Source organism: Agrobacterium tumefaciens (assembly GCF_013337285.1).
GTDB classification, from domain to species: Bacteria; Pseudomonadota; Alphaproteobacteria; order Rhizobiales; family Rhizobiaceae; genus Agrobacterium; species Agrobacterium burrii.
In genome coordinates this window covers 1149453-1176000 of sequence record NZ_SUPW01000001.1, presented here as the reverse complement: position 1 = coordinate 1176000, position 26548 = coordinate 1149453, and the positions used below count along the sequence as shown (strand labels likewise).

Below are 26548 nucleotides of genomic sequence, written 5' to 3'. Positions count from 1 at the left end.
CTAGAAAAGGGACATTCCGGTTTCACCGGGAACAGCGCGCAGCATCATGCCTGCTAACCGGCTGATTTTTAAAGGTTAGCTCACCGTTTCGATGGCTCTAGCTAACCTTCATATAGTTAATTAACATCTAATGACTCTCTAAAAAAGTGCATTCAGAGTAATTGACCTTCAACCTTTGCGCGTGCGCGCGTGTAACCGCAAATGCTTAAAAAACAATAAAGCCGCACCCGTTTCCGGATGCGGCTTTGGTAGAGGAACAATACGCTCGGGTCAGCCTCCGTCGCGTTTGCCTTTTCACCTGATTGAAAGACGGTCAGCCCCCGCTTGCGATCCTGTGTCTCATGTCATTCCGGCCAGCGGCTATCCGCTTGTCCATACGCAAAATCTGACAGCCGATGCTTGCCAATTTCCTAATTTCACAGGGCATACGGCCCTTCGTTCAAATCGTGGTAAATGCTTTGAAAGCAGGGATGGTAAACGAAACATTGCGGTTTGCGGACCACTCCATAAAGCAAAACCGCGCCCTTTCGGGCGCGGCTCGGTTTTTGTAATTTCGGTCCGATTAACGGAAGAGCGACAGGATGTTCTGCGAGTCGCTGTTGGCGATCGACAGGGCCTGAATTGCCAGCTGCTGCTGCGTCTGCAGAGCCTTGAGGCGGGTGGACTCTTCGTTCATGTCGGCGTCAACCAGGCGGCCGATACCCTTTTCCATCGTATCGGACAGCTTGGAGACGAAGTCTTCCTGCAGGGAGATACGCGAAGAAAGAGCACCGAGCTTTGCAGCGGCGGAGTTCATGCCTTCCAGCTGACCATCGACATGCGAGATCAGGCTGTCCAGTACGTCTTCGTTAGTCGCCGTGGCGGCAAGGCCGAGACCGGTCTTGATGGTGTCGAGCTTGGTGATGTCGACCTTGGCGACCGAAGTGTCCGTTACGAACACGGCAGCCGTTGTGGTCAGAGCGGTCGGTGTGCCAGCGAGCGCAGTACCGGTTGCGTCCGTTACTTCCAGGAACTTGTTCGGTTCAACTTCCTTGAAGAACTTCGGAGTAGCGGCACCGTCCGTCCAGACGCTGTCCGATACCTTGGAAGCGGTCGCAGCAGCGGGCGGGGTCGTCGTTGCGGTGTAGTACTTGCCGTCCGTCCACTGGGCAACGGTTGCCTTCGTAGCGTTCTTGTCGAGAAGGCCCTGGTTTTTGCCGCTGGAGTCGACCAGCACGTTCGTGCCGTCAAGCTTGATATCCACAGCCTGCGTCTGGACGTTGCCGGAAGCGTCACGGGTGAACGAGCCAACGATCTGCTTGTCGATCGATACGCCGACTGCCAGATCGGCAGCAGCAGCACCGGCCTTGCCGATCGAGCCCTTCAGCCAGTTTTCACCGGAGAACGATGCGGAAGAGGTGATGGACGTCAGCTGATCCTGAAGCTGGGTGATTTCAGCCTGGATTTTTGCCTTGTCGGCGGTGGATTCCTTGGCGGTTACGAGCTTCTGCTTGATCTGGTCAACGACCTTGATCGCAGATTCCATACCTGCGTAGGCAGTGTCGATCTTTGCAGCGCCGAGGCCCAGAGCGTCGGAAACGGAGCCGAGAGCTGCATTGTCGGAGCGCATCGTGGTCGCGATCGACCAGTAAGCAGCGTTGTCGGAAGCGGTAGCGACCTTCATACCCGAAGAAATACGGCCCTGTGTGGTTTCCATGTTGCTGCCGATAGAACGCAGCGTCTGGAGAGCAGCCATAGAGGAGGCGTTGGTGAGAATGCTTGCCATAATATATTGTCCCTTGTTTTTACGAGATACTGGAATTGGGGACATTCCGGACTTCGTATTACCGGTCACAACGTTTCGGCTTCATGCCACTCGGTTCAGAGTTACTTGTCTCTTGAAACCAAACCCGCTGTGTGTAGAGAGAATTTCGCAGCGAAAAATTGCGTAATTATTAATTTGAGCACTAAGAACTACTGGAAAATACTTATGGTTACTGCGGAGTGTATTTAAATGGTAATTTTTTAATTTAAAATTATAGTTATCCGACCCCTAGCAAAACTGGTAACCAAAGGCTTAAAACGCGAAAACCCCGCTGCCGTGGGGCTGCGGGGTTAACAAACAGGATTAACGAAGTTTATTTCGGCACAGATGCCGTCAGTTGAACGATCTGACGAGGCTGCCGACGAGTAGGTTCCAGCCGTCGATCAGCACGAAAAACAGGATTTTGAACGGCAGGGAAATGGAGGTGGGCGGCAGCATCATCATGCCCATGGCCATGGTGATGGTGGCGACGATCAGATCGATGACCAGAAACGGCAGGATGATCAGGAAACCGATCTCGAAACCGCGCCGGATTTCAGACAGCATGAAGGCCGGAACGAGCACGCGGTAGTCGACGACATTGTCGGTCATCACTTCCTGTCCGCGCTCGCGGGCGATATCCACGAACAGCTTCAGGTCCTTGTCACGCGTATTGGCGTTCATGAAGGTGCGGAAAGGCTCGGCGATGCGCCCGATCGCCTGCTGCTCGTTGATCTGGTTCTGCAAAAGCGGCTGCACGCCGTCGGTCCAGGCTTTGTCGAAGGTGGGCGACATGACGTAGAAGGTCATGAACATCGCCATCGACAGCAGGATCATGTTGGACGGGGTAGAGGCCAGTCCCATGCCGGAGCGCAGGATCGAAAAGGCAATCACGAAGCGCGGAAAGCTCGTGACCATGATCAGGATGCCCGGCGCGACGGAGAGAACCGTCAGAAGACCGAAAGTGCGGATGATCCATGCCGCGACGGATCCGTCTATCTGCGTATTGAACAGATCAGACGGGAATTGCTGGGCGTTGGCAAGGCCCGGCAAGGCGAGGAGGACGGCGATGGTTACAAGAAATCGAATCATTCGATGACAAAGGTCCGGAACATGACCTTGGATACGCGCCCTTTCGAGCGCAGGTCAACTCGTTCCTGAAGGTCATCCTTAAGATATTGAAAGCCGCGCGGCCCTTCCAGCTGCTGAAGGGAAACAGTGCGCACATAGGCCATGATATCCTGATGGATATCCTCGGCCAGCCCGACTTCCACCGGCCCCTTGAACATCAGCGCCACTTCCAGCCGCACCCAGTTGGTCGAAGGGTAGGCGAGATTGGTGGTGATGGGATCAAGCTGGACGATACCGTTCGCTTCGGCGGAGATTTTCTCGATGCCCTCGGCGCCCTTGCCCTTTTCAGCCGAAGCGGCCGGCGCGTGTGCTGCGGCTTCCGCGCCGGCGAGCTTGGGGGCGATCATGCCACCCACCAGCCAGCCGCCGCCCGCACCGAGCAACGTCAGGATCACCACGCCGACGATCGTCATGACAACCGGGGAGGACTTTTTCTTGCTCTCAGTCTGTTCGTTTTCCATGGTCAGTCCCGCTCCCGAAAACCGGCGTCAGAGTGGCGAGAACAGGTCGACGACCTGCTGACCGACCGGGGGTTGCTGCACTTCCGTCAGGCGGCCACGACCGCCGTAGGAGATGCGTGCCTCGGCAATGCGCTCGTAAGAGATCATGTTCTGCGCATCGACATCCTGCGGCCTGACGATACCGCCGACATTGAGGATGCGGATTTCATGGTTGACGCGCACTTCCTGCGAACCGCTGATGATGAGGTTGCCGTTTTCCAGAATGCCCGTGACGACGGCGGCCACCATCAGCGTCAGCTTTTCGGAACGCTTGGTCTTGCCCTTGGCCTGCGTGTCGGTGTCGGAGCCGTATTTGATGTTGGAGTCCGCTTCCGGCGTCCAGCCGAAGATTTCCGCCTTGGCCTTCCAGTTCAGACCGCTGGAATTGGTGCGGTTACGCTCGGTCTCGTTGTCGAAATCGGCCTTGTCGTTGATCTGGATGTTGACGGTCAGAATGTCGCCGATGTTCAGCGCGCGCAGATCCTTGAACAACGCGCCCTGGCTGTCGCTCCACAGCGAATAGCCGCTGGCCATATGTTTCGGCTGCTTGGGATACATGCCCATCTGCGGCGTCTGGCTGAATTGCAGGCCGCTGCCGATCGGGCTCATGGCGGGGGCGTTGCCGATTTCCTTCAGGGTCTGGTTGTTCTGGCAACCTGCCAGCAGAGCGAGCGGCAGGAGGAGGGCCGGGAGACGACGCGTGCTCATGAAGGATCCTTCGAAGTGTTTTTGTCGATTGCCTGCGACATGATGCCGGCGACGGTCGCGGCTTTCTGGGCATCCATCTCGCTAAGGATGAGGCCGGACTGGCGCGGCGGCAGCTGCATGATGATGGCGGCCGCAATTTCCACATGCATCTTTTCAAGCTGCGGTGCGGCGGCATCCGCCTTCATCGTCTTGTAGATATCGACGAGATTGCTTTTGGCCTGATTGAGGAAATGCTCGCGGCGTGCCAGCCAGTCCTCATATTCCGCCTTGCGGTCTTCCAGCGCGGAAATGCGCTCGTTGACGTCGGCCTGAAGCTTTTCCAGTTCCTGCTTCTGCATCAGGTAACGCTGGTCGCGGGCCGCATCGGCGATGTTGGTGCAGAATTTCTGGATTTCATCCTGCGTGCTGAGTTCCGATACCACGTTCTGCTGGCTCTCCGCGCCGGCGGCTGGCAGCAGGAAAAGCAGCGAAGCAACCGCTGCGAAGCGGACAAGACCGGTGCTATAAGCGTTTGTCTTCTGATTTTCCATCATTGCAGCACAAGCTCCGCCTGAAGGGCGCCGGCGGATTTGATGCCTTGCAGGATGGATATGATGCCATCCGCCTTGAGCCCGATGCTGTTGAGACCGGCAACCAGCGTGCGAAGGTCAGGACCTTCGACGATGGCGACCTTGCTGCCTTCCTGCAACGCCATGATGTCCGTCTGCGGCTGCACGGCTGTCTGGCCGCGCGAGAAGGGCGCCGGCTGGATGACTTGCGGCGACTCGGTCACCTGCACGGTCAGCGTTCCGTAGCTCACGGCAACGCGGGAAATGCGGACATCCGCGCCGATGACGATCGTGCCGGTGCGTTCGTTGATCACGACCTTGGCGGGCGTATCCGTCTCCACCGTCAGGTTCTCGATTTCCGCCATCAGCCGGGTGAGGTCAGCGGTGCGGGGTTTCTGCACCGCGATTTCCTGCGAATCACGCGGTTCGGCGATACCATCGCCGTAACGGGCGCGGGCAAAGGCGTTGACAACGTCCGCAACACGCACCGCAGTCGAAAAATCGGGATTGCGCAGCTGAAGGACCAGATTGACTGAATCCTTGAATTTGGACGGCAATTCGCGCTCGATGATCGCGCCGTTCGGCACGCGGGCAGAGGTGGTCACACCCTGAGTCAGCGTCGCTGCATCGCCCTGCGCCGAAAAGCCGTTGACGATCAGTGCGCCCTGCGCGACCGCATAGATCTGCCCGTCAGCACCGGAAAGCGAAGTCATGATCAGCGTGCCACCGCGCAGCGAAGAGGCGTCGCCAAGCGAACTGACCGTCACGTCCACACGGCTGCCGGGGCTGGCGAAGGGCGGCAGATTGGCCGTCACCATCACCGCGGCGATGTTCTTGGCGTTCGATTGGCCGCCCTGCGTGGTGATGCCGAGGTTCTGCAGCATCGCGCGCATGGATTGCTCGGTGAATGGCGAGGAGCGCAGGCTATCGCCCGTGCCCTGCACGCCGACCACGAGACCATATCCGATCAGCTGGTTGTCGCGTCCGGCCTGCAGCGATGCGATATCCTTGATGCGGGATGTATCGGCATGGGCTGCGGGTACGGAAAGGAATGGCTGGGCCGAAAACAGAATGGCCGCGGCCAGGATACGAAGCAATCTCATTTCGCCATCACCTGAATGGTTCCGTCCTTCATCACCGTGCCGCTGACCATCACGCCGGAATCGATGTTGCGCACCCGCACCACTTCACCAAGCGAGCCGTCCGTCATCGGCGTTCCCGACGCCATCAGCGTCATGTTACCGATGGTAAAGACGAGTTTGACGTTGGTGCCGCGCACCACCAGTGATGCTTCGCGCAGCGCGGCAACCGGTATCGTGCGGCCGGGAAGCAGGGTCTGCTTGGAGATCATGCCTTCGACTTCGCTGATATCGGTCGCGTAACCCGAGGAAATATTGGGATTGGTCACTTCCACCGGCTTCACCTGGTCGGACGAGATGGTCTCGCCCGGATAGATGGTGCGTGTGGGAACCAGTGCCATTGGCGCCTGAGCGAGAGCCGGCGCCATGGCAACCATTGAAAAGGCAGACGCCAGGCACATACGGACGAGCGCCGTTCTGCAGCTGTAATTGTTTCGGCCAAACCTCATGTCCGCCTGCCTTTCCGTTCTTATTTCAGGTTCTTGCTGACAATCGATGCCATTTCGTCAGCGGTGGTGATGACCTTGGAATTCATCTCATAGGCGCGCTGCGCCGTGATCAGGTCGGTGATTTCCTTGACGGCATCGACGTTCGAGCCTTCAAGGTAGGACTGCTTGATGTAGCCGTAGCTCGGATCATCGGGCACGCCGATGACCGCGTCACCGGAAGCCGGCGTCTGGGCAAAGAGGTTGTCGCCGAGCGGCTTCAGGCCCGCTTCGTTGGCGAAGTTGGCGATGGTCAGCTGGCCAAGTTCGGTGAAGTCAGCGGCGTTGCCGATACGGGCCGTCACCTGACCCGTGCGGGTAACGGTGATGTCCTGCGCGTCGGTCGGGATGTTGATGTTGGGAATGACGTTGTAGCCATCGACCGTCACCAGATTGCCGTCGGCATTCTTGTTGAAGGCGCCGGCGCGGCTGTAGAGCGTCGAACCGTCGGCCGCCTCGATCTGGAACCAGCCCTGGCCGATGATCGCCACGTCGAGCTTGTTGCCGGTTTCGATCAGGTTGCCCTGGGTGTGGATGTTACGCACGGCCGAAGTCTGCACGCCGAGACCGATATTGGCGCCTTCCGGCACGATGGCCTGATTGGCGCGGTTCGGCACGCCCTGCATGCGCTCGGTCTGGTAGAGCAGATCGGTAAACTCAGCACGCGCGCGCTTGTAGCCTGTGGTGTTGATGTTGGCGATGTTGTTGGCGATGACTTCCAGATTGGTCTGCTGGGCGTCCATACCGGTGGCGGCGATTGCAAGAGCTCTCATATCAATATTCCCGCTGGGCTAGATCTGCATCTTGGTAATGTCGAGATAGGCCGACACGATCTTGTCGCGCAGCGCGATGGCGGTCTGCAGCGATTGCTCGGCCGAAAGCACGGCATCGACCACTTCACGCGTGTTCGCCTTGCCCTGAATGCCTTCGAAGGAGGCGACTTCCGCCTTCTTCAGGTTGTTCATCGCATCCAGCGATACGTTGCCGAGAACGCTTGCGAAGCTTGCGCCCGTCTGCTGGGCCGGCGTCGTCTGCTGGCTGCCGAAAACGCTTTCCGTCAGCGAGGAGATGTCGCTTGCGCCGCGCGTGAGCGAAAGAGAACCGAGTTGCTTGATGCCGTCGATCATTGTGATGCCTTCAGAAGGTCGATGGTGGAAGCGACGAGGTCGCGTGTCTGGCGGATGACCTGAAGGTTGGCGTCATAGCTGCGGTTGGCTTCGCGCATGTCGGCCATTTCAATCAGGATGTTGACGTTCGGCATCTTCACCATGCCGTTGGTATCGGCGGCCGGGTTGCCGGGATCGTATTCGTTGACGAAGTCACCACGGTCGACGCCGAGCTTCTTCACCGTCACGCGCTCCACGCCGCTTGCGCGGTCCAGCTCCTGACCGAAGGTGACCGTCTTGCGGCGATAGGGGTCCGCGCCGGGGGTGTCGCCGGTCGATCTGGCGTTGGCGATGTTTTCGGACACGACGCGCAGTCGGGTGGACTGCACTTCCAGGCCGCTGCCCGCGATCTTGCTCGCCGCACTCAAGGGATCCATGGCTTACCTCTTTACCGTCATCAGCATCATGCGATGGAAGGATTTGACGAGATTGGCGTTCAGGTCGTACTGCCGCTTGATCTCGCCGGTCTTGGTCATTTCTTCAGCAAGCGCGACCGAATTGCCTGACTCCTGCATGCCGATCTCGTTGTTGATCGGGTTGTCGCGCACGGCGATAGTTTCGCTGAGGTCGCTTGCACCGAAATGGGCGGGATGTGTCTTTGCCATGCCGACCTGCTGGCTGGTGGCCTGCATGACCGCTTCGAAAGGGTTGACATCCTTGGCGTGGAACTTGGGGGTGTTGGCGTTGGCGATGTTGGTCGCCACGACTTCCTGCCTCACGCTCAGCCATTCCGCTTGGCGGGATGCCAGATCGAACAGTTGAATCGGTTGCATAGACTTCTCCATCTCGTATGGCCCGAACCTACGGGGCTAATCTTGCGTCAGACTTGCGGAGAAGGGCGAAGGCACCAAACGGCGGAAGAACCGGTATGTGTGAAACAAAAAAGGCGCGCCGGCAGATGCGGCGCGCCTTTTTTGAGAGAAGAAAACACCGTCTATTTTTCAGGACGATAGGTTTTTCCGGAAGAAGTCTCGATCTGCCATTCACCGCCGCGCTGCTCGATCTTGGTCAGAAGCGCATTGTCGGGCAGGGTGGAGCCGACCCGCACCATATACATGCCTGATCCATCCTCGATCAGCGCGCGACCGTTGGAAACATGCAGCAGACGGAATGAGGTCTGGCCGGGGAAGGGCTGATCTTCCACACCGGCGGCGAGATCGTTCTGCTTTTCCTTGCCGCTGGCGTTGACTGTCGCCGTCGTCAGCATGTCCGGCAGTTCGCCCGGCGGCGGCATGTCTTCCTTGTTGCGGTTGGTCATGGCCATCGGCGAAACGCTGAAGACCTCCCGGGGGCCTGTGTGAGGCAGGTCGCGTGTACGGTCACCGCCCGCCACCTTTATCCCAAACTTGTCTTCGTTGAAGAACACGTACCAGGGAAAAAATGCGGCGGCAGCGGCAAGCCCTATTCCGGTCCAGGCCAGAATGCGGTCGAGCGTGAAGAAAGGCGGCTGAGGCCGTGCGTCCTCGACGTCGCCATTGTCGATTTTTTTCTTTTTCACGGCGTCAGCCTCTCATTCTCGGGTTTACCTGCGGCTGATTATTCTGCGCTCCGCCCCGTAGCGCCGTCGCCAGATCGGCATAGGCGTCCTGCGCTGCCGGTTCGTTTGGAAGCTGTTTCAGCGTTTCGTAGATGATCGGGACCTGCTTTATCGCCATGTCGAGATCAGGATCGGTGCCGGGCCGGTAACCGCCGATGAGGCGCAGATCCCGCGTTTCCTCGAAGCGATGCACCAGCGCCTTCAGGCGCGAGACCAGTTTTTCCTGATCTGGTGTCCATGCCTTCTTGGCGAGACGCGAGATCGAGGCGAGCGGATTGATTGGCGGATAACGGCCTTCTTCGGCAAGGCTGCGGTCCAGCACGATATGGCCGTCGAGAATGCCACGGGTCGAATCGGCGATCGGATCGTTGTGATTGTCGCCATCCACCAGAATGGAGACGATGGCGGTGATGGTGCCGGTGCCTTCAGCGCCCGGTCCCGCCCGCTCCAGAAGGCGCGGCAGCTCAGTGAAGACCGAGGCCGGGTAACCGCGCGCCACCGGCGGCTCGCCGGAGGCGACCGCCACTTCGCGGATCGCATGGGCGAAACGAGTGACGCTGTCGATGATGAGAAGGACGTTATCGCCCTTGTCGCGGAAGTGCTCGGCAATGGTGACGGCGGAAAGCGGGGCCATCTTGCGCAGCATCGGGCTTTCATCGCTGGTGGCGACCACGGCGATGGACTTGCTCATATTCTCGCCCATCGTGTCTTCGATGAATTCGCGCACTTCACGTCCGCGTTCGCCGACCAGCGCAATCACCACCTTGTCGAAGGCGTCAGCCTTGGCGAGCATCGACAGCAGCGTGGATTTGCCGACGCCCGAGCCGGCGAAAATGCCGAGACGCTGGCCGAGGCACAAGGGCGAGAAAATATCGATTGCCCGCACGCCGGTCTTGAAAGCCGTCTCCACCCGCTTGCGCGTCATCGATGGCGGCGCATTGTTGGAGATCGACCGGCGCTCTGTACCGGAGGAAAGCGGCCCCTGGCCGTCGATGGGTTCGCCAAGCGCATTGATGGTGCGCCCACACCAGCTGTCGTCAGGCGCAACACGGAAAGCGCCCTTGCGGATGACGGTGTCGTGGATGCCGATCGGTTCACCGGGTTCGATGGGGCAGACATAGCAGATGTCCGGCTCAACGCGCACCACTTCACCGAGATGGATGCCGGTCGCACTGCGGTGGGCGACGAACTCGCCGAGCCTAACATGCCGCGACAGGCCGGACACCGTATAGTGTCCTGCGGCAATGGTGCGGACATGGCCGCCCGGCGCCACCGAAAACTCCGGATCGGCATAGTGTCCGGCGAGGCTCGCCAGTTGCGCGAGCTTCGGTGAAATGGCCTCAGCCGAGAGCATGGGGTCCGGCATTGTCATACATCAGTTCCTTAACGCGCGCCGCCAAGCGTCTTGATGCCTTCGCCGAAGGTGGATTCGGTGTCGCGCATCAGCGAGGAAATGCTCTCAAAGGCCCGGTTGACCTGAATGAGCTGCGTCATCTGGGAAATGCCGTTGACGTTTGACTGTTCGAGATAACCCTGAACGACGCCGACCTCGTGATCGTTGACGACCGGTGTCGGCTGGGCAACGGGCTTCACGCCGCTATTGGGATGGCGCAGGAAACCTTGCGAGAAATCCGCCTTGAAGATGCCGAGCGTGGCGACGATGTTTTCGTTCTGCCTGATGGCACCGTCGAGGCCGACGGTGATCGGTCCGCCATTCGGATTGAGCTGGATGGGACCGCCGCCGGAGTCAAGAACGGGATAACCGTTCGAGGAGATCAGCGCGCCGTCCGGGCGCATGGTGAAACGGCCGTCACGGCTGAGAATCGGGCCATCAGGCGTGTCCATCGAGAACCAGGCGTCGCCCTTGATGGCAAAATCAAAGGAATTGCCGGTCTGCTCGAAAGCACCCTGGCGAGTGGAGAGATAGTCGTTGCCCTGTGAAACGAAGGCCACCTTGGCATTCATGTCATTGTGGTTCTTGGCGACCATTTCGTCGAATTTCACTTCGGAGCCACGGAAGCCGACCGTGTTCACATTCGCCATATTATCGGAAATGGTGGTGAGACGGCGCTCCAGCGCGATCTGCGAGGACAGGGCGACATATAGTCCGGATTGCATATCATTTGCCTCCGAGTTTCAGGGAGTTGATGGAAATCAGCAGGTCCGGGGAAATGCCGTAGCCGCTGGAGGAGCCGAAAACGGCCAGGGGGTCGTAGGTCGTCGAGGGGTTTTGCATTTCCCACATGATGGTGAAACGCTCGAGCAGCTTGCCGACCTTCTCAGGATCCTGCAGATCCTTGATCTTGATGGATTTTTCGATAAGAGCGGCCTGTTTCTCGACACTCGCAGCGGCAAATTCGTCGGGCAGGTTGAAGGCTGTGCGGAACACCTGCGCGAGCGCATCGTCGGCCAGGAAATCCATGCCTGATTTGATCGTCGGCGCCTTGCGCTCGAAATAAAGGGCAAGCCGGACACCGTTATTGTCATCGCCGGCTGTCTGTTCCAGCGTCTGGCGGGTATATTTCTCGATGGTGCCCGATTGTGCCGCCTCAGTCGCGGTCGCAGCTTTTCCCAGCTCCGCAAAATTCAGCGATTTCGCCAGATCCGCGTAACGATTGTCGGAAAGCTTGTTGGCGAAGGCATTCTTGTCCGACGTGCCTTCGGTCAGCACCTTGCGAATGAAGGCTTTGGCATAGGCCATATCTTCGAGGCCGTGAGCTTTCAGCGCGTAATTATAAAGGCGTGTATCGGCCATGAAGTCGTCGATGGATTTCACATCGCCGATTTTTGCGCGGTAATATTCGGTTTCGCGCGCCACGTCGGGCTGCTTCGACACGCGCTCAAGCGACTTGCCGATGTCCTGACTGATCAGTCTGTAGCTGGTGTAGGTGGAAGTCACTGAACCGCCGCTCTCGTTTGATCCCGATCTCAAGGCGCACGTCCGCCTTTGCCGGCATATTGCCGTAGCTTGCTTGTGCGAAACTGATTGCCGGAGAAGCATGAAAGAGGCGTAGCGGACAGGTTCACGCAAGCCACATTTTCTAGAGATGTCGGCATGGAACACTGTTCGGGCGTGGTCGATCAATGAATATTGTAATTGGACTTATAATCACCTTCGGCTGCATCATCGGCGGCTACATGGCGATGGGCGGCCATCTGGACGTCCTCATTCAGCCGTTCGAACTGTTGATTATCGGCGGAGCGGGGCTTGGCGGCTTCATCATGGCGAACCCGATGAAGGTCGTGAAAGATTCGGGCAAGGCGCTCGGCGAGGCCTTCAAACACTCGGTTCCGAAGGAGCGCAACTATCTCGACGTGCTCGGCGTGCTTTATTCGCTGATGCGCGACCTGCGCACGAAATCGCGCAACGAGATCGAAGCCCATATCGACAATCCGGAAGAATCCTCGATCTTCCAGTCGGCGCCTTCGGTTCTGAAGAACAAGGAGCTGACCTCGTTCATCTGCGATTACGTCCGCCTCATCATCATCGGCAATGCCCGCAGTCATGAGATCGAGGCGCTGATGGATGAGGAAATCGAGACCATCCTCAATGACAAGCTGAAACCTTACCACGCGATCACCACCATGGGGGATTCCTTCCCCGCCATCGGTATCGTCGCGGCGGTTCTCGGCGTCATCAAGGCCATGGGCAAGATCAACGAATCGCCCGAAGTGCTGGGCGGCCTCATCGGCGCCGCACTCGTCGGCACCATGCTCGGCATCATCCTGTCCTACTCGATCTGCAACCCGCTCGCGTCGCAGGTCAAGATCGTCCGCTCCAAGCAGCACCGCCTCTATATCATCGTCAAGCAGACACTGATCGCCTACATGAACGGCTCGGTGCCGCAGGTCGCACTTGAATATGGCCGCAAGACCATCTCCAACTACGAGCGGCCGTCCATCGACGCCGTCGAGCAGGAGATGATGAATCCCGGCGGCGAAAACAAGGCGGCATGACCATGGCAAAAGCTGCAGCGCAAAGAGCCCCCGCCATCGACACGGCCCTGCTCGCGCAACTCACCGGCGGGCTTTCCGATCGCAAGACCATCGCCAGGATCGGCTCCGATATCGGCCATCTCTACAGCGAATTCCTGCCTGATATCTTTCACAGCGAGACCGGCATCGCGATCGACGTCGAATATATCGGTTCCGAATCGGGGCTGATGACCGATCTCATCGCCAATGTCGGACAGAACGTCTCGATTGCCGATTGTTCGCTGCGCAACTGGTGCCCCAATTTCATGATGGCGGTCGGCAACGGCTTCGTCATCGCGCTCATGGAGCGCATGCTGGGTGCGGCGCCAGACACCATCGGCGACCCGGATGAACGCAGCCTGTCGCATATCGAGCTTGACCTTGCGGCCATGGTTCTCGGCCGCATCGCGGGTGTCCTGCGTTCGGGCGTCAACGCGCCGGGCGGCTTCGAGGCGACAATCGACCCGCCGTTCAGCGCCAATGGGAAGAGCGCCTTCGACGAGATGATTGCCGGCCTTTACGGCGTCACCATCCGCATGAAGATTGATATCGGCAAGGTTTCGTCCGAGTTTTCTCTCATCGTGCCGCAGCGGCCCCTGCTCAAGACCTCCATCGTCGCGCCCAAAGCTTCGGCCCAGGCGCTGAAGAAGCAGGAGGAATGGATGGAGATGATCTCGCAGCAGGTGAAGAGATCGCAGGTAACGCTCGAGGCGCGCATCAAGCTTGAAACGCTGACGCTGCGGACAATTTCCAAACTGGTGGCCGGCGACGTCATTCCGTTTCAGGATCTGAAGCAGGACGATATCGGCGTCGAGGTCAGTGCCAACGGCTCCAAGCTTTATAATTGCGAATTCGGCAAGTCCGGTGACCGCTACATGGTTCGGGTGAAGAACAATGTCAGCACGGACGACGAGATTTTGCGACATCTGATGGGTTAAATCCTGCCCGCCCTTTTGGGTTCTGGGCAGGCTGACGCAAGTTTCAAAGGGAATAATCAGCGCATGGCTACGAAGAAAACACCTGTGACCGATGATGCGGAGCTGCCGTCGCTGGAAGATGCCGGCGACCTCGACCAGGCTATCGGCGATCTGCGTGGCGTCCTCAAGACGGATGCGGAAGGTTCGCTGTCCGATTTTGGCGACTTCGGCGATTTCGGAAGCACGGAAGATGCTTCCATTGATACCGACCTTTCCGCCTTCGGTGGCGGAGCGGCCGGTTTTGCGATGGACGATTTCACTGCGGCCCCGCAGGTCGCGGGTCTGAAGGCGCCGCTCGGTAGCGGATTGTCCGAAAACATGGAAATGATCATGGACATCCCGATCGATGTCCAGATCGTTCTCGGCACCAGCCGTATGCTGGTTTCGGGACTGATGAACCTCGAAGAGGGTGCGACGATTGCGCTTGACCGCAAGATCGGCGAGCCGGTCGAAATCATGGTGAATGGCCGCCGTATTGCGCGCGGTGAGATAACGGTACTTGAAGACGACGATACGCGCTTCGGCGTAAAATTGATTGAAGTAATGAGTACGAGAAAAGCCTGATCCCTGTGGGGACGGAGAGGAAAGACCATGATGGACTTCGAGGATTTCGGTAACCCGCTGGCAGGGAAGCCGTTGTCTCAGACCGACAAGGCGGCCGCGGTGCTGCTTGCCATGGGCAAGGGCGTCGCCGGCAAGCTGCTGAAGTTTTTCACGCAGCACGAATTGCAGATGATCATTTCCTCGGCTCAGACCCTGCGTGTCATTCCTCCCGACGAGCTTGCCCAGATCGTCGCGGAGTTCGAAGACCTGTTCACCGAAGGAACGGGTCTGATGGACAATGCCAAGGCAATCGAAAGCATTCTCGAAGAAGGTCTGACCCCTGAAGAGGTGGACAGCCTTCTCGGCCGCCGTGCGGCCTTCCAGGCCTATGAAGCGTCGATCTGGGATCGCCTGCAGGAAGCCGAGCCGGAATTCGTCGGCAAGTTCCTGCTGCGCGAGCACCCCCAGACCATCGCCTACATCCTCTCCATGCTGCCCTCGTCGTTTGGCGCCAAGGTTCTTCTGACCATTCCCGAAGAGCAGCGCGCCGATATCATGAACCGCACGGTGAACATGAAGGAAGTGAGCCAGACGGCCGCCCAGATCATCGAGAAGCGTGTGGTCAACCTCATCAACGAGATCGAAGCGGAACGTAATGCAGGCGGCTCCACCAAGGTTGCCGATCTGATGAACGAGCTGGAGAAGCCGCAGGTCGATACGCTGCTCAGCTCGCTCGAAACGTTGAGCAAGGAAGCCGCGAACAAGGTCAAGCCGAAGCTCTTCCTCTTCGACGACCTCATGTTCATGCCGCAGCGCAGCCGCGTCATGCTGCTCAACGATGTTTCTGCCGATGTTCTGACGATGGCGCTGCGCGGCGCCACGATGGAAATCAAGGAATGTGTGCTGTCCAGCATCAGCCCGCGCCAGCGCCGCATGATCGAATCGGATCTCGCCGTACCGCAGGCCTCGATCAACACCCGCGAAGTGGCAATCGCCCGCCGCGCGGTGGCCCAGGAGGCTATCCGTCTGGCCAATTCCGGCCAGATCCAGCTGAAGGAAGCCGGAGCGGACGAACAATCGGCCGCTGCCTAAGCGGAAGCCGGTTGATAACTTACCCTTCGGGCAGAGCCGGCCATTGCGATGGCCGGTCTCGGGCGCTAGTTTCGGGATGACGGCCTGCCGGGATCGGCGGGCCTTTTTTTGATCCCGGGAACGTGCCTTGGCAGACGATGAGGACAAGGACAGTAAAACAGAAGCCCCGACGGAGAAAAAGCTCCGCGATGCGGCTGAGAAGGGCAATCTTCCCTTCTCTCGGGAAGTGCCGATCTTTGCCTCGTCGCTCGCATTTTACTGTTATCTGGTCTTCTTTCTGCCCGATGGCGCCGGCCGTCTTGGCGTCACGCTGAAAGACCTGTTCGGCCAGCCCGACCAGTGGGACCTCAGTACCCGGCCGGATGCCCTGTCGTTGCTTTATTTCCTCGGCACTTCCATGGCCTATCTGCTCATGCCGGCCATGATCATGTTCATCATCTTCGGCCTTGCCTCGTCGTTTCTCCAGAACCTGCCGTCGCCAGTGCTTGAGAGGGTGCGCCCGCAATGGTCGCGCATCTCGCCCGCGAAGGGGTTCACGCGCATCTACTCCAAGCAGGGCTTCGTGGAATTCGGCAAATCGCTGTTCAAGATATTGATCGTATCAATCATCATGTTCATGTCGCTGCGCGGCGATTTCTACGGCCTGATCGACCTGATGTTTTCCGATCCGCAAGTGATTTTCGTCAAGGTTGTCGAACTCGTCAAAAAAATGATGGTCGTGATCCTGTTTTCGACCGCATTGCTAGCCGCCGTCGACCTTTTGTGGACCCGCCACCACTGGTTCAGCCAGCTGAAGATGACGAAGCATGAGGTGAAGGAAGAGTATAAGCAATCGCAGGGCGACCCGGTGGTTAAATCCCGCCAGCGCTCAATCGCCCGAGATCGCGCCCGCCGTCGCATGATCAACAACGTGCCGCGCGCAACACTTGTCATCGCCAACCCGACACACTTTGCGGTGGCGCTGCGTTACGTGCGCGAAGAAGGCGATGCGCCTATCGTCGTCGCCAAGGGCCAGGACCTTATCGCATTGAAAATCCGCGAGATTGCGGAAGCAAACAATATCCCCGTTTTTGAAGATCCGCCGCTCGCACGCTCCATGTTTGCGCAAGTCTCGATCGATAGTGTGATTCCACCAGCCTTTTACAAGGCTGTGGCTGAGCTCGTTCATCGGGTTTACGCCATGAAGTCATCGAAAATACGGGTTCAATAAAACCAATGAAAAAATCCGCCTATTCTGAACAGCGGGAAATGATCGTCGCAGAGGCGATCAACCCGATCGCCACCGAACTACGATTGCTAGACCCGGCAGACCTGATTTCGCTGCTCAGATTCGAGTGCTATGGCAGCATCGCCGACCTCGTCTCTTCAGCCGCGGAGCTTTATTATCATCCCGGCACGATCAATTTCGGTGCGGGTGGCGAATACAAGCTCGAATGGGAAGGCGCCCCGGAGATCGTTCTTGATCTCGAAATCAAACCGAAGGGCGCCACGGTTTATGCGCAATTGATCCTCGCCAATGAACATGCGGCGGTCGAGATCAATCATGTTTCGTTTCAGAATCCTTCGGAAAACCCGGATGAGAACACCGAGTTCCTGCGCAGAAGCCTGATGGCGGCCCGATTCGTTCCGGCCCATCAGGGCGAAGCGGCCTGAACCACACCACCGATATTGTCATCGATTGATCGTTGCGACCGCTAAAATGGCGGCCGCGACGGTTTTGTTTTATCGCTTTTTCGCCCGACCTTGCCTGAAGCCTGCCGCTTTATGCAAAACCGCTCTGGGGAAGCGAGGAACGCCTTGCAAATCAGCGTTGTTGTTTGGTACCTATCGAATTAACGATTTGTTAACGAACGGCAGGTCGCGGTGGCTCATTTCAACCATCGCCGATGCGCATGATGCTCCTGCTCGTTTTCGGCGCTGCGCCGGATTTTTTCTTATATTTTGAATTGGGTGGAACCCATGACCAGCATTATGACCAATGCGGCGGCAATGGCCGCGCTGCAAACCTTGCGCATGATCGACAAGAGTCTTGAGACAACGCAGGCGCGTGTCTCCTCCGGTTACCGTGTCGAGACGGCGGCGGATAACGCGGCCTATTGGTCTATCTCAACGACCATGCGGTCCGACAATACGGCGCTTTCGGCCGTACAGGATGCGCTGGGTCTTGGAGCCGCCAAGGTCGACACTGCTTTCGAGGCCGTTGAAAGCGCCATCGAGACGGTCAAGTCTCTTAAGGCGAAGCTGGTCGCCGCCTATGGTGTGGGCAGCAACCGAACGAAGATCCAGGAAGAAATCAAGCAACTTCAGGATCAGCTGAGAAGCATTTCCGAATCGGCCTCCTTCTCCGGCGAAAACTGGCTTCAGGCGAAAATCGGCGATGGCAAGACGCCGGCGGCCGAAGAGCCGATCATCAAGAAGATCGTTGCTTCGTTTACCCGCACCGCTGCAGGCGCGGTGGGCGTAACGACGGTCGATTATTCGCTTGATTCGAGCACCGTGCTGTTCGATCTGAGCGGCGGAAAATTCGGCATTCTCGACACCGAGGCCCGCTTCCTCCGCAAGAACGAGACGACCGTCACCACCCGCACGACGGATACGCCCGCATCACCCGCACTCCCCACGGTCACCGACAAGAATTATGTGGTCGCTACGCTGAATGACAGCGAAGTGGCTGCTTTGGCTGGCTTCAGTCTCAAGGCAACAGGCATCTACACCAATGCTGGCAGTACCCAGGGATATTTGAAGATCGGTGACGGCGTTTGGGTGAAACTCACCTCCACGGATCCCGCAAGTGCCGCCGCTCCAACCACCGACAGCACCACTCCGGTCGCAACGACGACATCGCCGAACACCAACTGGTACTACGACGTTTCCGCGGCAGTCGATCCCGACACCCGCAAACTCGGTATCTCGGTATCGACGCTCGACATCAACAAGCTGACCGACCTCGCCCAGAAAATGGGAACGATGACCGGAGAGCAATATACCGAAGCCAACGTGCTGGATGCGATGATGTCCTTTGTCGACGGACAGCTTGAAGCGATGACCAGCGCGGCATCCAGCCTTGGTTCGCTGCAGAGCCGCATCGACATGCAGGAAAACTTCGTCTCGAGCCTGATGGACGTGATCGACAAGGGCATCGGCCGTCTCGTCGATGCGGATATGAACGAGGAATCGACCAGGCTGAAGGCGCTGCAGACGCAGCAGCAACTCGGCATCCAGTCGCTTTCGATCGCCAATGCCAATGCGGAAAATATCCTCCAGCTCTTCAAGTAACGGGTCTGGCCCGGCGTAGGCAGGTGCGGAGACAAGGCGCGGGCTTCCGGAACAGGCCGCCTTCATCCTCGCACAAGTTTGAACACCTAACGTCGGGGCAATATCGGCTGGATCGCATGGCGTGATCCGGCCGGAATAATCGAAGAGACGGGCAGGGTAGCAAGGATGACGATGGTGCCGCCAAACGGCTTAAATCGCAGGCAAAGAAACATGTCTCGCCTCTCTGGCCAGTTTTGCCGGGGGCGTGCATGAGCGCCTCCATTGCAAGATATCTCAAGGATTTCGGTGACAGCCAGCCCGCCGGGCTGGCGTTTGGCGATCCGCTGGCGGATGCCGAGGGCATGTCCGGTTTCGGCGATGTCGCCAGCGGTTTCGATGAATTCGAGACCGTCGATGTCGAAAGCGAAAAGCAGGCTGCCTATGCACGTGGCCGCGACGATGCGACCCGGGAAATCACCGAGAAGATGCAGGCCGAACGGGACGCGTTATTGGCTTCCCACGCCGCCGAACTGGAGGCCCTGCGTTCCGTCTATCTCGAAGAAATCGCGGTTTTCCTGTCCCGCGGTCTGCGCGAAGGCATCGATGCGATCGCGGCCAATCTCAGCGAACAGACCGCCGGTATCCTTGCCCCGGTTCTGACGGAAGAGCTGTCGCTCAAGGCGGTTTCGGCGCTGGCGGATGTGGTGCGCGCTTCCATGCCGGATGGCGAGGCTGTCACGATTGTCGTCAAAGGTCCCAGAGATTTGTTCGAACATTTGAAGGCTCAACCGGGCTTCGAAGAAGAAACGATGAAATTTACCGAGACCACGGACATCGACCTTTCCGTCGAACTGGGTGAAAGCGTGTTCGTGACCCGCATGTCGGCCTGGGCGTCCAGTCTTCGCAAGGTGATGAAATGAGTGAAGGCGAAAATCACCACCACGGCAAAAACGAGATCATCATCGTCAAACGTCACAAAGGCGGGCACGATGGCGCCCATGGCGGCGCGTGGAAAATCGCCTATGCCGACTTCATGACGGCCATGATGGCGTTCTTCCTCGTCATGTGGCTGGTCAATGCCGCCAACGAGGAAACCAAGGCCTCGGTCGCCAGCTATTTCAATCCGATAAAACTGTCCGATGAAAAACCCTCGTCCAAGGGGCTGGAAAAGCCCGTGGACAAGGAAGAGGGTGTTGAGAAAAAGGACCAGTCGAATATCAAGGCGGAAAAGGTAACCCAGGGCTCTGCCGCGGCGACGGGCGAGGACTTGACGTCCCAGACTGGCGAACAGTCCAATTTCTCGGAAGCCGACTTCTTCGAGAACCCCTATTCCGTGCTGGCGGAAATCGCCCAGCAGGTCGGGCAGCAGGCCAATGTCAGCGCCAAGGGTGAGGGCGGTGCAGCTGATTCCGGCCCGGCGACGGGCGCAAGCGGCGGCGAGGCCTATCGCGATCCCTTCGATCCCGATTTCTGGACCCAGCAGGTGAAGATCACCCGCGCCGACCAGCAACAGAACCCGACGGAGCCGCAGCAGACGGCGGAGAAGCAGCAGGATGCGGCCAAGGACGCCGAAGCGGTGTTAGCCGCAGCATCTCAAAAGCCCGTTGATCCTTCGCAAGATGGCAAGCCGATGGAAGTTGCGGCCGTTGTGCCGCAGCAACGCCCGGATGCCATCGAGCAGGCAGCACTTGTAAAACCGCAGCCGGATGAGCAGCAACCCACTGACGCCGAATGGCAAAAGGCCGACACGCTGCGCGAAGAGATCGAGAAGCAGATTTCAGGCATTACCGGCAAGCTCTCTGAAGGCCTGGTGGTGACGCCGGCCGAAGGCGGATTGCTGCTGACCATTTCCGACCAGTCGGAGACGCCGATGTTCAACGTCGGCTCGGCCGTGCCTCGCGGCGAAATGGTTCTGGCCATGGAAAAGATCGGTAAATTGCTTCAGGAGCGGGGCGGCAGCGTGGTGATCCGCGGCCATACCGATGGGCGGCAGTTCAAGGGCGAGGCCAATGACAACTGGCGGCTTTCGATGGATCGTGCGCACAGCGCCTATTACATGCTGGTGCGCGGTGGTCTCTCCGAAGAGCGGGTGAAGCAGGTTTCTGGTTTTGCCGATCGCAGATTGCAGGTGCCGGCAGACCCTCTGGCGGATGCCAACCGCCGTATCGAAATCCTGCTTGAGGCCGATCGGGGGTGAGTGTGACGAAATCCTCGAAACGCTGGCTTTTTCTCGCGGCGACGCTTTGCGGTCTCGGTGCCGAGCCGATCAAGGCATTCTCGCAATCGCAAGACAGCCTCATGCCCTATGCCATGTTGCGCTCTCTGCAATTCGTGCAGGATTCGGTCGCCATGGGCGACCATTCGGCAACGGAAATGCAGCGGTTCCTGCTCCAGACGATCGATGAGCGGCTTAAAAGCGCGCCGTCGGCGATCTTCAAGGATCCGCGTAATGTCGATGCGGCGCTTGTCTATGCCATGAGCGGCGGCAATCCGGCGACGCTGGAATTGCTGGTCGCGCGCGATGTGGATGGCAATTTCGACAGCCGCGTCGCCGATATCCTGCGCAAATATCTCTCGGGCAAGGGTACGCTGGTGGCGCAGAGCATTGCAGCCATGGTGCCTGAATATCGCGGCACGCGGATCGGTGCCTACCTGGCACTGATCGGCGGCAATGTGACGATCCCGCGTGATCCGCTGGCGGCCCTCGGTTTCTACGACATAGCCCGGCTGGAAGCACCAGGCACCATCGTGGAGGAGGCGGCACTTCGCCGCTCGCTGGCAATTGCGGTTGAAGACGGCGATGCGGCGCGCGGTGTCGATTATGCGCAGCGCTATGCGCGGCGCTTCCTGCACTCGCCCTATGCCAGCCAGTTTGCGGATCTTCTGGTCTCGCTGGTGATCAAGCGCGCCGATTCCATCGGGGAAGAGACGATACAGGAAACATTCGCCATGATGGACACGGAAAGGCAGAAGGAAGCTTATCTGCGTCTCTCCCGTCTCGCGGCGATCAGCGGCAAGGACGGGCTGGCGCGTATGGCGGCGCTGAAAGCGAAAGCTCTGTCTCCCGCCCTGCCGGACCAGCCGGAAGTGCAGGCAAATCTTTATGAAAGCCTTTCCAACATCGGCACGCCCGATGTGGTGAGCGCAATCGAGACAATCGTGCAGATCCCCGAAGGACAGCTTTCAGATCGCGACAGGGCGTTGCGGGATGCGGCAAGGGCGATCGCCGAGCAGGTGGTCCGCCCACCCTCGTTGCAACCGGGACAGACCGGCGCCGAGGTCGGCGCTGCGACTACCCAGCAGGACGCCAGACAGAACCCATCCTCGAATGGGACAGCTGGCACTGAAGAAAAGAGCATATGGCGGGTTGAAACCCACAAGGCTGACGATGAGGGCGAGGATGTGCGGCAACTCGTAACGAGTGGCCGCAGCAAGCTTGATGAAATCGACAGCCTGTTGAAGGAAGGCGAGGGGGCACCATGATCGACGGAACCATCAACGCGATAGTGAATGCACCATATAATGATCCACGCGCCGGCAGCGCCGGGGTGAGGGACGACGCCAAAGGCGGAAGTTTCGGCGAGGCGCTGTCCACCATTCGCGACGAGCGCCCAACGCAGGCACCGCATTCGCGGCATCAGCAGGAAGCAGGTTCGGCTGAGGAGCAGAACGCGCAGCCCGAAGGTGGCGAAGAAGAAGCAAAGACGCCGGTCAAGCGGCCTTCGACCTTCCTGAATGTAATGGGCAACGACCATTCCGCAGAAGGCCACAGCCATGAGACGGCAGGCGAGCTTCAGAACGCTGGGAAGCCGGCGCGCACACCGGCTGAAAACGGCAAGACCGGCAAGAAGCTCAAGGACGACGCCGACAAGGATACGGAAACGACGGCGGATGCCATTGATCCAAAACTGGCGGATCTGAATACGATCGCGACCAATGTCGGCGATATCGCAACAGCCAAGACACCGCTTGAGGAAATCGCGCAGGCGATCGCCGGCAAGGCCGACCCGGTAAAGTCCGACAGGACCGAGACCGTCCGTGGCAAAACGGAGCCTTCGCCCAAGGACATGCCCGCACGAGCCGAGCTTGCTGGCAATGAGGCTGAATCCGACTCGGATAGCGAAAACGGCGCTTCGGCATTCCGCTTCGCCTCCGCGCGTTCAGGCACGTCCCGCGCACTCGATATGAGCACGGTCCAGCGCGAAGGCCGCGTTGAATTCGATGCCCGGGAAAGCACCGGCAAAGCGGCCGATACCATAACGGTTCTCGATTCACGGCGGTTCATCGGCCTGGCGCCATCGACCAACGCATCGGCATTGACCGGTCTCATCGCCAATGATCCGGAATGGGTCAGCGCCATGCAGCCCGGCTCGTCGCTGTCCAACGCCGCTGCCCAGAGCAGCACCGGCAAGGTGGTCCATACGCTGAAGCTGCATATGACGCCGATTGAGCTTGGATCGGTGACGATGTCGCTGCGCCTGGCCGGTGACGAGCTCGCCGTTCACATGACGGTGGAGAGCGTTGCGGCCTATAAAAAGCTTCAGGAAGACAGCAAGAGCATTCTTGATGGCCTGAAAGCGCAGGGTCTGACGGTCGATAACATCACCATCAGCATCGCTTCTTCCGACAAGAGTGACCAAACGGGCACACAAGGCAACAATCAGCAAAATCAGCAGGCGCAGCAGCAGGGCCAGCAGGCCGCCGCGGGCCGCAACCGTGACGAGTCCGGCGCACGGGACGGCCGACAGGGCAATGGTGATAATTTGGGGGTGCATAATGAAGGCATGGATGGCGCTCTCGGCTCTGGCCGTTCTTCTGCTGACAATGGCGTCTACCTCTGAAAAAGCCTTGGCTTCGGCAACATCAGGTGTCTGTGAAAGGGAAATCCAGTCCGCCGCCCGCAAATATGGCGTGCCGGAGGGAATTCTCTATTCCGTTGGCCTGACTGAGACGGGCCGCAAGGGGCGGCTCGATCCCAATGCCATGAATATTGAAGGAAAACCGGTATTTGCGGCATCCACGGAGGAGGCATTGACCACTTTCGAGGCGGCGAAGCGCAATGGCGCCAAGCTGATCGATCTCGGATGCATGCAGATAAACCACTATTTCCATGGCGAAAACTTCACATCGGCGCGCGAAATGTTCGATCCGCGCCGCAATGTCGAATATGCCGCCATGTTCCTGCGCAATCTCCACAACAGGCATGAAACCTGGACCATGGCGGTCGCCCGTTACCATGCCGGCCCCAATAACGATCCGGCGCAGAAGAAATATGTCTGTCGGGTGATCGCCAATCTGGTGGCGACGGGCTACGGGAAATGGACCGTCAACGCGAAAAATTTCTGCGACGGATAACAATCTTTGGTTGTTTTCGGGTGTCCCGAGACTCGTCATGATAAATGTGGCCAGAGATTGATCGAAAAAAGGCGCTGCAAACGGTTTTTTTGTGATTTTGAAATTTTTACACAAAAATTTTGTGCCATATATGGTTAACAACCACTATATATAGATCAAATCGGCACAAAATAGTTAATCAATTATTAATAACTATCGATGATTTCCTACAGTTGTCGCTGAATCCCCCGATTCTTATCAATGCCTCATTGGAAAACACCACACTGATTCGGAGGCGGACGAATGATCGTAGTGGTTGATGAGCGCGAGCTCGTTAAAGACGGCTATACATCTCTATTTGGGCGTGAGGGCATCCCCTCAACCGGGTTCGATCCGGTTGAATTCGGGGAGTGGGTCTCGACGGCTGCGGACAGCGATCTGGCGGCCGTGGAGGCCTTCCTGATCGGCCAGGGCGACCGGAGCTTCTCTTTGCCGAAGGCGATCAGGGATCGCACGACGGCGCCGGTTATCGCGGTCAGCGACCAGCCCTCGCTGGAATCGACGCTGGCGCTGTTCGACAGCGGCGTCGACGATGTCGTGCGCAAGCCGGTTCACCCCCGTGAAATCCTGGCGCGTGCGGCGGCGATCCGTCGCCGGCTGCAGGTCATCTCCAACTTCACCGATGCCGGGCCTATCAGGGTTTTCTCCGATGGCCGTGATCCGGAAGTCGGTGGTGAAGTATTTCCCTTGCCGCGCCGCGAGCGCCGCATCCTGGAATATTTGATCGCCAATCGCGGACGCCGCGTTTCCAAGACGCAGATTTTCAATGCCATCTACGGCATCTTCGATGATGACGTCGAAGAGAATGTCGTTGAAAGCCACATCAGCAAGCTGCGTAAGAAGCTGCGCAAGAAGCTCGGTTACGATCCGGTCGATTCCAAGCGGTTCCTCGGCTACAGCATTGATTGGCAATGATTTTCATTGACCCGCGTGGTCTTTTTCAAGCGCGGTATTTCAGACAGCTTCACGCAAGCCAAACGCTTTACCTTATCCCTGAAGATGACCACGAGGGTTTTTGAATGAGTATTTTCGGCACTATGCGAACCGGTGTGTCCGGCATGAATGCACAGGCGAACAAGCTGGGCACCGTGGGCGACAACATCGCCAACGCAAGCACCACCGGCTACAAGCGCGCATCGACGTCGTTCTCCTCGCTCGTTCTGCCCTCCTCGTCGGGCAGCTACGCCTCTGGCGGCGTGCAGTCCAACGTTCGCTACAGCATTTCGGAGCAGGGCAACCTCTCCTACACCACGTCCAGCACCGATCTTGCCATTCAGGGCAACGGTTTCTTCGTGGTTCAGGATGGTGCAGGCACGCCTTACCTCACACGCGCTGGTTCCTTCGTGAAGAATGCCGAAGGCTACCTGGAAAACGCAGCGGGCTTCCAGCTGATGGGTTATCCCTACGGCTCCAACCCGCCGGCTGCCGTCGTTAACGGCTTTACCGGTCTCGAGGCCATCAACGTCAACAATTTCGGTCTGACGGCATCGCCCTCGACGCAGGGCAGCTTCCCGGCCAACCTGAACCGTGATGATCCGATCGTGCCGGGGGCATCGCTTCCGAGCACCAATTCCGCGACTGCGACGGTTGGTAGCAAGACGTCGTTGACGGCATTCGATAGCGGCGGTGCTAAGGTTCTCTACGATTTCTACTACACCAAGACCGGTGCTAACACCTGGGAAGTGGCAGTTTATCGTCAGGATCAGTCGACTAACGGCGGTTTCCCCTATACGGCGACAGCACCGGTTACCCTTGTTCAGGCAAAAGTGGATCTGACCTTTGATCCTGCCACCAACAAGCTTACGACCGCCTCGCCCAAGTCCATCACCATCAATGACGGTAACAGCGGTGTGGCGCAGTCGATCAATATCGACCTGTCGGAAATGACGCAGTTCTCCTCGAAGTTCACGCCCGGCACGGCGATCCTGAACGGTAATGGTCCGAGCCAGATCAAGGATGTCGAAATCGGCAAGGACGGCGTGGTGACGGCAGTCTATCAGGATGGCGGCCGCCGCAACATCTATCAGCTGGCAGTGGCCACGGTGCCAAGCGTCGACAACCTCAGCCCGCAGAACGGCAACGTTTATCTGCCCAGCAACGAGTCGGGTGTCGTCACCATCGGCTTCCCGCAGACGGGCAGCTTCGGCTACATCCAGAAGGGTGCACTGGAAGGTTCGAACGTCGATATCGCCAGCGAACTCACCGACATGATTGAATCCCAGCGTATCTATACTGCGAATTCGAAAGTCTTCCAGACCGGGTCGGATTTGATGGATGTCCTGATCAATCTGAAGAGATAAGAATTCTCACGAGGA

General features: G+C 58.5%; 29 protein-coding genes. 14 read left to right on the top strand and 15 right to left on the bottom strand.

From position 1 onward, the window contains the following. Positions 1-562 precede the first annotated feature (562 nt). The 15 genes from FCH38_RS05725 to FCH38_RS05655 form a co-directional block, all read right to left on the bottom strand. Positions 563-1765: a flagellin gene (locus tag FCH38_RS05725; RefSeq protein ID WP_153513167.1), complete on the bottom strand. Its 1203-nt coding sequence runs from the start codon at positions 1763-1765 to the stop codon at positions 563-565. Between the two features lie 372 nt (positions 1766-2137). Further along, the gene (gene fliP / locus FCH38_RS05720) at positions 2138-2875 is read right to left on the bottom strand and encodes a flagellar type III secretion system pore protein FliP (RefSeq protein ID WP_052817083.1); all 738 of its coding nucleotides are present in this window, start codon (positions 2873-2875) and stop codon (positions 2138-2140) included. Beyond that, positions 2872-3375 carry a flagellar basal body-associated FliL family protein gene (locus tag FCH38_RS05715; protein WP_174373098.1) on the bottom strand — a complete coding sequence of 168 codons (504 nt, stop codon included), beginning with the start codon at positions 3373-3375 and terminating at the stop codon, positions 2872-2874. Before FCH38_RS05715 ends, fliP begins: the two co-directional genes overlap by 4 nt. A gap of 27 nt (positions 3376-3402) precedes the next feature. Further along, a complete protein-coding gene (gene flgH / locus FCH38_RS05710) occupies positions 3403-4122 on the bottom strand; it encodes a flagellar basal body L-ring protein FlgH (RefSeq protein WP_046800576.1) in 720 nt (239 codons plus the stop codon). Next, a complete protein-coding gene (locus FCH38_RS05705) occupies positions 4119-4655 on the bottom strand; it encodes a MotE family protein (protein WP_174373097.1) in 537 nt (178 codons plus the stop codon). The genes flgH and FCH38_RS05705 overlap by 4 nt, the downstream gene beginning before the upstream one ends. After that, positions 4652-5773, bottom strand: a complete 1122-nt coding sequence (locus tag FCH38_RS05700; protein WP_174373096.1) for a flagellar basal body P-ring protein FlgI — start codon at positions 5771-5773, stop codon at positions 4652-4654. The genes FCH38_RS05705 and FCH38_RS05700 overlap by 4 nt, the downstream gene beginning before the upstream one ends. Further along, positions 5770-6258, bottom strand: a complete 489-nt coding sequence (gene flgA, locus FCH38_RS05695; RefSeq protein ID WP_174373095.1) for a flagellar basal body P-ring formation chaperone FlgA — start codon at positions 6256-6258, stop codon at positions 5770-5772. The genes FCH38_RS05700 and flgA overlap by 4 nt, the downstream gene beginning before the upstream one ends. A 20-nt stretch (positions 6259-6278) precedes the next feature. Continuing rightward, a complete protein-coding gene (gene flgG, locus FCH38_RS05690) occupies positions 6279-7067 on the bottom strand; it encodes a flagellar basal-body rod protein FlgG (RefSeq protein WP_003503427.1) in 789 nt (262 codons plus the stop codon). 18 nt (positions 7068-7085) lie between these two features. Beyond that, entirely contained in the window at positions 7086-7421 is a 336-nt protein-coding gene (locus FCH38_RS05685) for a flagellar hook-basal body complex protein FliE (RefSeq protein WP_149898559.1), read from the bottom strand. Then, positions 7418-7837 carry a flagellar basal body rod protein FlgC gene (gene flgC / locus FCH38_RS05680; RefSeq protein ID WP_149898560.1) on the bottom strand — a complete coding sequence of 140 codons (420 nt, stop codon included), beginning with the start codon at positions 7835-7837 and terminating at the stop codon, positions 7418-7420. The genes FCH38_RS05685 and flgC overlap by 4 nt, the downstream gene beginning before the upstream one ends. A 3-nt stretch (positions 7838-7840) precedes the next feature. Beyond that, a complete protein-coding gene (flgB, locus tag FCH38_RS05675; RefSeq protein WP_149898561.1) occupies positions 7841-8233 on the bottom strand; it encodes a flagellar basal body rod protein FlgB in 393 nt (130 codons plus the stop codon). Positions 8234-8394: 161 nt separating this feature from the next. Then, the gene (locus FCH38_RS05670; protein WP_149898562.1) at positions 8395-8958 is read right to left on the bottom strand and encodes a hypothetical protein; all 564 of its coding nucleotides are present in this window, start codon (positions 8956-8958) and stop codon (positions 8395-8397) included. Positions 8959-8962: 4 nt separating this feature from the next. Beyond that, entirely contained in the window at positions 8963-10369 is a 1407-nt protein-coding gene (gene fliI / locus FCH38_RS05665; protein ID WP_149898563.1) for a flagellar protein export ATPase FliI, read from the bottom strand. 11 nt (positions 10370-10380) lie between these two features. After that, positions 10381-11115, bottom strand: a complete 735-nt coding sequence (gene flgF, locus FCH38_RS05660) for a flagellar basal-body rod protein FlgF (protein ID WP_149898564.1) — start codon at positions 11113-11115, stop codon at positions 10381-10383. A 1-nt stretch (position 11116) separates the two neighbouring features. After that, a complete protein-coding gene (locus FCH38_RS05655) occupies positions 11117-11896 on the bottom strand; it encodes a DUF1217 domain-containing protein (RefSeq protein WP_149898997.1) in 780 nt (259 codons plus the stop codon). Between the two features lie 185 nt (positions 11897-12081). Here FCH38_RS05655 and motA point away from each other — a divergent pair, with 185 nt between their 5' ends. The 14 genes from motA (at position 12082) to FCH38_RS05585 (ending at position 26533) form a co-directional block, all read left to right on the top strand. Beyond that, complete coding sequence (gene motA, locus FCH38_RS05650; protein ID WP_149898565.1) at positions 12082-12954, top strand: flagellar motor stator protein MotA; 873 nt, start codon at positions 12082-12084, stop codon at positions 12952-12954. After that, complete coding sequence (locus FCH38_RS05645; RefSeq protein ID WP_174373094.1) at positions 12951-13910, top strand: FliM/FliN family flagellar motor switch protein; 960 nt, start codon at positions 12951-12953, stop codon at positions 13908-13910. Before motA ends, FCH38_RS05645 begins: the two co-directional genes overlap by 4 nt. A 63-nt stretch (positions 13911-13973) precedes the next feature. Further along, positions 13974-14513, top strand: coding sequence for a flagellar motor switch protein FliN (gene fliN, locus FCH38_RS05640; protein WP_149898567.1), 540 nt, complete (start codon positions 13974-13976; stop codon positions 14511-14513). Positions 14514-14540: 27 nt separating this feature from the next. Next, positions 14541-15584: a flagellar motor switch protein FliG gene (gene fliG, locus FCH38_RS05635; protein WP_149898568.1), complete on the top strand. Its 1044-nt coding sequence runs from the start codon at positions 14541-14543 to the stop codon at positions 15582-15584. A 127-nt stretch (positions 15585-15711) separates the two neighbouring features. Continuing rightward, entirely contained in the window at positions 15712-16794 is a 1083-nt protein-coding gene (gene flhB / locus FCH38_RS05630) for a flagellar biosynthesis protein FlhB (protein WP_149898569.1), read from the top strand. Between the two features lie 5 nt (positions 16795-16799). Continuing rightward, positions 16800-17237 (top strand): hypothetical protein, encoded by a 438-nt coding sequence (locus FCH38_RS05625; protein WP_046800591.1) that lies wholly within the window; start codon positions 16800-16802, stop codon positions 17235-17237. Between the two features lie 306 nt (positions 17238-17543). Then, positions 17544-18860 carry a flagellin gene (locus FCH38_RS05620; protein WP_174373093.1) on the top strand — a complete coding sequence of 439 codons (1317 nt, stop codon included), beginning with the start codon at positions 17544-17546 and terminating at the stop codon, positions 18858-18860. 248 nt (positions 18861-19108) lie between these two features. After that, positions 19109-19759 (top strand): hypothetical protein, encoded by a 651-nt coding sequence (locus FCH38_RS05615; RefSeq protein ID WP_174373092.1) that lies wholly within the window; start codon positions 19109-19111, stop codon positions 19757-19759. Next, entirely contained in the window at positions 19756-21036 is a 1281-nt protein-coding gene (locus FCH38_RS05610) for a MotB family protein (RefSeq protein ID WP_174373091.1), read from the top strand. The genes FCH38_RS05615 and FCH38_RS05610 overlap by 4 nt, the downstream gene beginning before the upstream one ends. Beyond that, positions 21033-22322, top strand: coding sequence for a chemotaxis protein MotC (gene motC / locus FCH38_RS05605; RefSeq protein ID WP_174373090.1), 1290 nt, complete (start codon positions 21033-21035; stop codon positions 22320-22322). Before FCH38_RS05610 ends, motC begins: the two co-directional genes overlap by 4 nt. Further along, complete coding sequence (locus FCH38_RS05600) at positions 22319-23680, top strand: flagellar hook-length control protein FliK (RefSeq protein WP_174373089.1); 1362 nt, start codon at positions 22319-22321, stop codon at positions 23678-23680. Before motC ends, FCH38_RS05600 begins: the two co-directional genes overlap by 4 nt. Beyond that, positions 23628-24194, top strand: coding sequence for a lytic transglycosylase domain-containing protein (locus FCH38_RS05595; protein WP_174373144.1), 567 nt, complete (start codon positions 23628-23630; stop codon positions 24192-24194). The genes FCH38_RS05600 and FCH38_RS05595 overlap by 53 nt, the downstream gene beginning before the upstream one ends. Before the next feature lie 282 nt (positions 24195-24476). Then, the gene (gene rem / locus FCH38_RS05590; protein ID WP_149898575.1) at positions 24477-25148 is read left to right on the top strand and encodes a transcriptional activator Rem; all 672 of its coding nucleotides are present in this window, start codon (positions 24477-24479) and stop codon (positions 25146-25148) included. 104 nt (positions 25149-25252) lie between these two features. Further along, positions 25253-26533, top strand: coding sequence for a flagellar hook protein FlgE (locus tag FCH38_RS05585; protein ID WP_153513179.1), 1281 nt, complete (start codon positions 25253-25255; stop codon positions 26531-26533). The last annotated feature ends 15 nt before the right edge of the window (positions 26534-26548 follow it).

Excerpts from the sequence above, each read along its gene's own strand:
- FCH38_RS05725 (WP_153513167.1), bottom strand. The coding sequence starts at position 1,765 with ATGGCAAGCATTCTCACCAACGCCTCCTCTATGGCTGCTCTCCAGACG.
- fliP (WP_052817083.1), bottom strand. The coding sequence starts at position 2,875 with ATGATTCGATTTCTTGTAACCATCGCCGTCCTCCTCGCCTTGCCGGGC.
- FCH38_RS05715 (WP_174373098.1), bottom strand. The coding sequence starts at position 3,375 with ATGGAAAACGAACAGACTGAGAGCAAGAAAAAGTCCTCCCCGGTTGTC.
- flgH (WP_046800576.1), bottom strand. The coding sequence starts at position 4,122 with ATGAGCACGCGTCGTCTCCCGGCCCTCCTCCTGCCGCTCGCTCTGCTG.
- FCH38_RS05705 (WP_174373097.1), bottom strand. The coding sequence starts at position 4,655 with ATGATGGAAAATCAGAAGACAAACGCTTATAGCACCGGTCTTGTCCGC.
- FCH38_RS05700 (WP_174373096.1), bottom strand. The coding sequence starts at position 5,773 with ATGAGATTGCTTCGTATCCTGGCCGCGGCCATTCTGTTTTCGGCCCAG.
- flgA (WP_174373095.1), bottom strand. The coding sequence starts at position 6,258 with ATGAGGTTTGGCCGAAACAATTACAGCTGCAGAACGGCGCTCGTCCGT.
- flgG (WP_003503427.1), bottom strand. The coding sequence starts at position 7,067 with ATGAGAGCTCTTGCAATCGCCGCCACCGGTATGGACGCCCAGCAGACC.
- FCH38_RS05685 (WP_149898559.1), bottom strand. The coding sequence starts at position 7,421 with ATGATCGACGGCATCAAGCAACTCGGTTCTCTTTCGCTCACGCGCGGC.
- flgC (WP_149898560.1), bottom strand. The coding sequence starts at position 7,837 with ATGGATCCCTTGAGTGCGGCGAGCAAGATCGCGGGCAGCGGCCTGGAA.
- flgB (WP_149898561.1), bottom strand. The coding sequence starts at position 8,233 with ATGCAACCGATTCAACTGTTCGATCTGGCATCCCGCCAAGCGGAATGG.
- fliI (WP_149898563.1), bottom strand. The coding sequence starts at position 10,369 with ATGACAATGCCGGACCCCATGCTCTCGGCTGAGGCCATTTCACCGAAG.
- flgF (WP_149898564.1), bottom strand. The coding sequence starts at position 11,115 with ATGCAATCCGGACTATATGTCGCCCTGTCCTCGCAGATCGCGCTGGAG.
- motA (WP_149898565.1), top strand. The coding sequence starts at position 12,082 with ATGAATATTGTAATTGGACTTATAATCACCTTCGGCTGCATCATCGGC.
- FCH38_RS05645 (WP_174373094.1), top strand. The coding sequence starts at position 12,951 with ATGACCATGGCAAAAGCTGCAGCGCAAAGAGCCCCCGCCATCGACACG.
- fliN (WP_149898567.1), top strand. The coding sequence starts at position 13,974 with ATGGCTACGAAGAAAACACCTGTGACCGATGATGCGGAGCTGCCGTCG.
- fliG (WP_149898568.1), top strand. The coding sequence starts at position 14,541 with ATGATGGACTTCGAGGATTTCGGTAACCCGCTGGCAGGGAAGCCGTTG.
- FCH38_RS05625 (WP_046800591.1), top strand. The coding sequence starts at position 16,800 with ATGAAAAAATCCGCCTATTCTGAACAGCGGGAAATGATCGTCGCAGAG.
- FCH38_RS05620 (WP_174373093.1), top strand. The coding sequence starts at position 17,544 with ATGACCAGCATTATGACCAATGCGGCGGCAATGGCCGCGCTGCAAACC.
- FCH38_RS05615 (WP_174373092.1), top strand. The coding sequence starts at position 19,109 with ATGAGCGCCTCCATTGCAAGATATCTCAAGGATTTCGGTGACAGCCAG.
- FCH38_RS05610 (WP_174373091.1), top strand. The coding sequence starts at position 19,756 with ATGAGTGAAGGCGAAAATCACCACCACGGCAAAAACGAGATCATCATC.
- FCH38_RS05600 (WP_174373089.1), top strand. The coding sequence starts at position 22,319 with ATGATCGACGGAACCATCAACGCGATAGTGAATGCACCATATAATGAT.
- FCH38_RS05595 (WP_174373144.1), top strand. The coding sequence starts at position 23,628 with ATGGCGCTCTCGGCTCTGGCCGTTCTTCTGCTGACAATGGCGTCTACC.
- rem (WP_149898575.1), top strand. The coding sequence starts at position 24,477 with ATGATCGTAGTGGTTGATGAGCGCGAGCTCGTTAAAGACGGCTATACA.
- FCH38_RS05585 (WP_153513179.1), top strand. The coding sequence starts at position 25,253 with ATGAGTATTTTCGGCACTATGCGAACCGGTGTGTCCGGCATGAATGCA.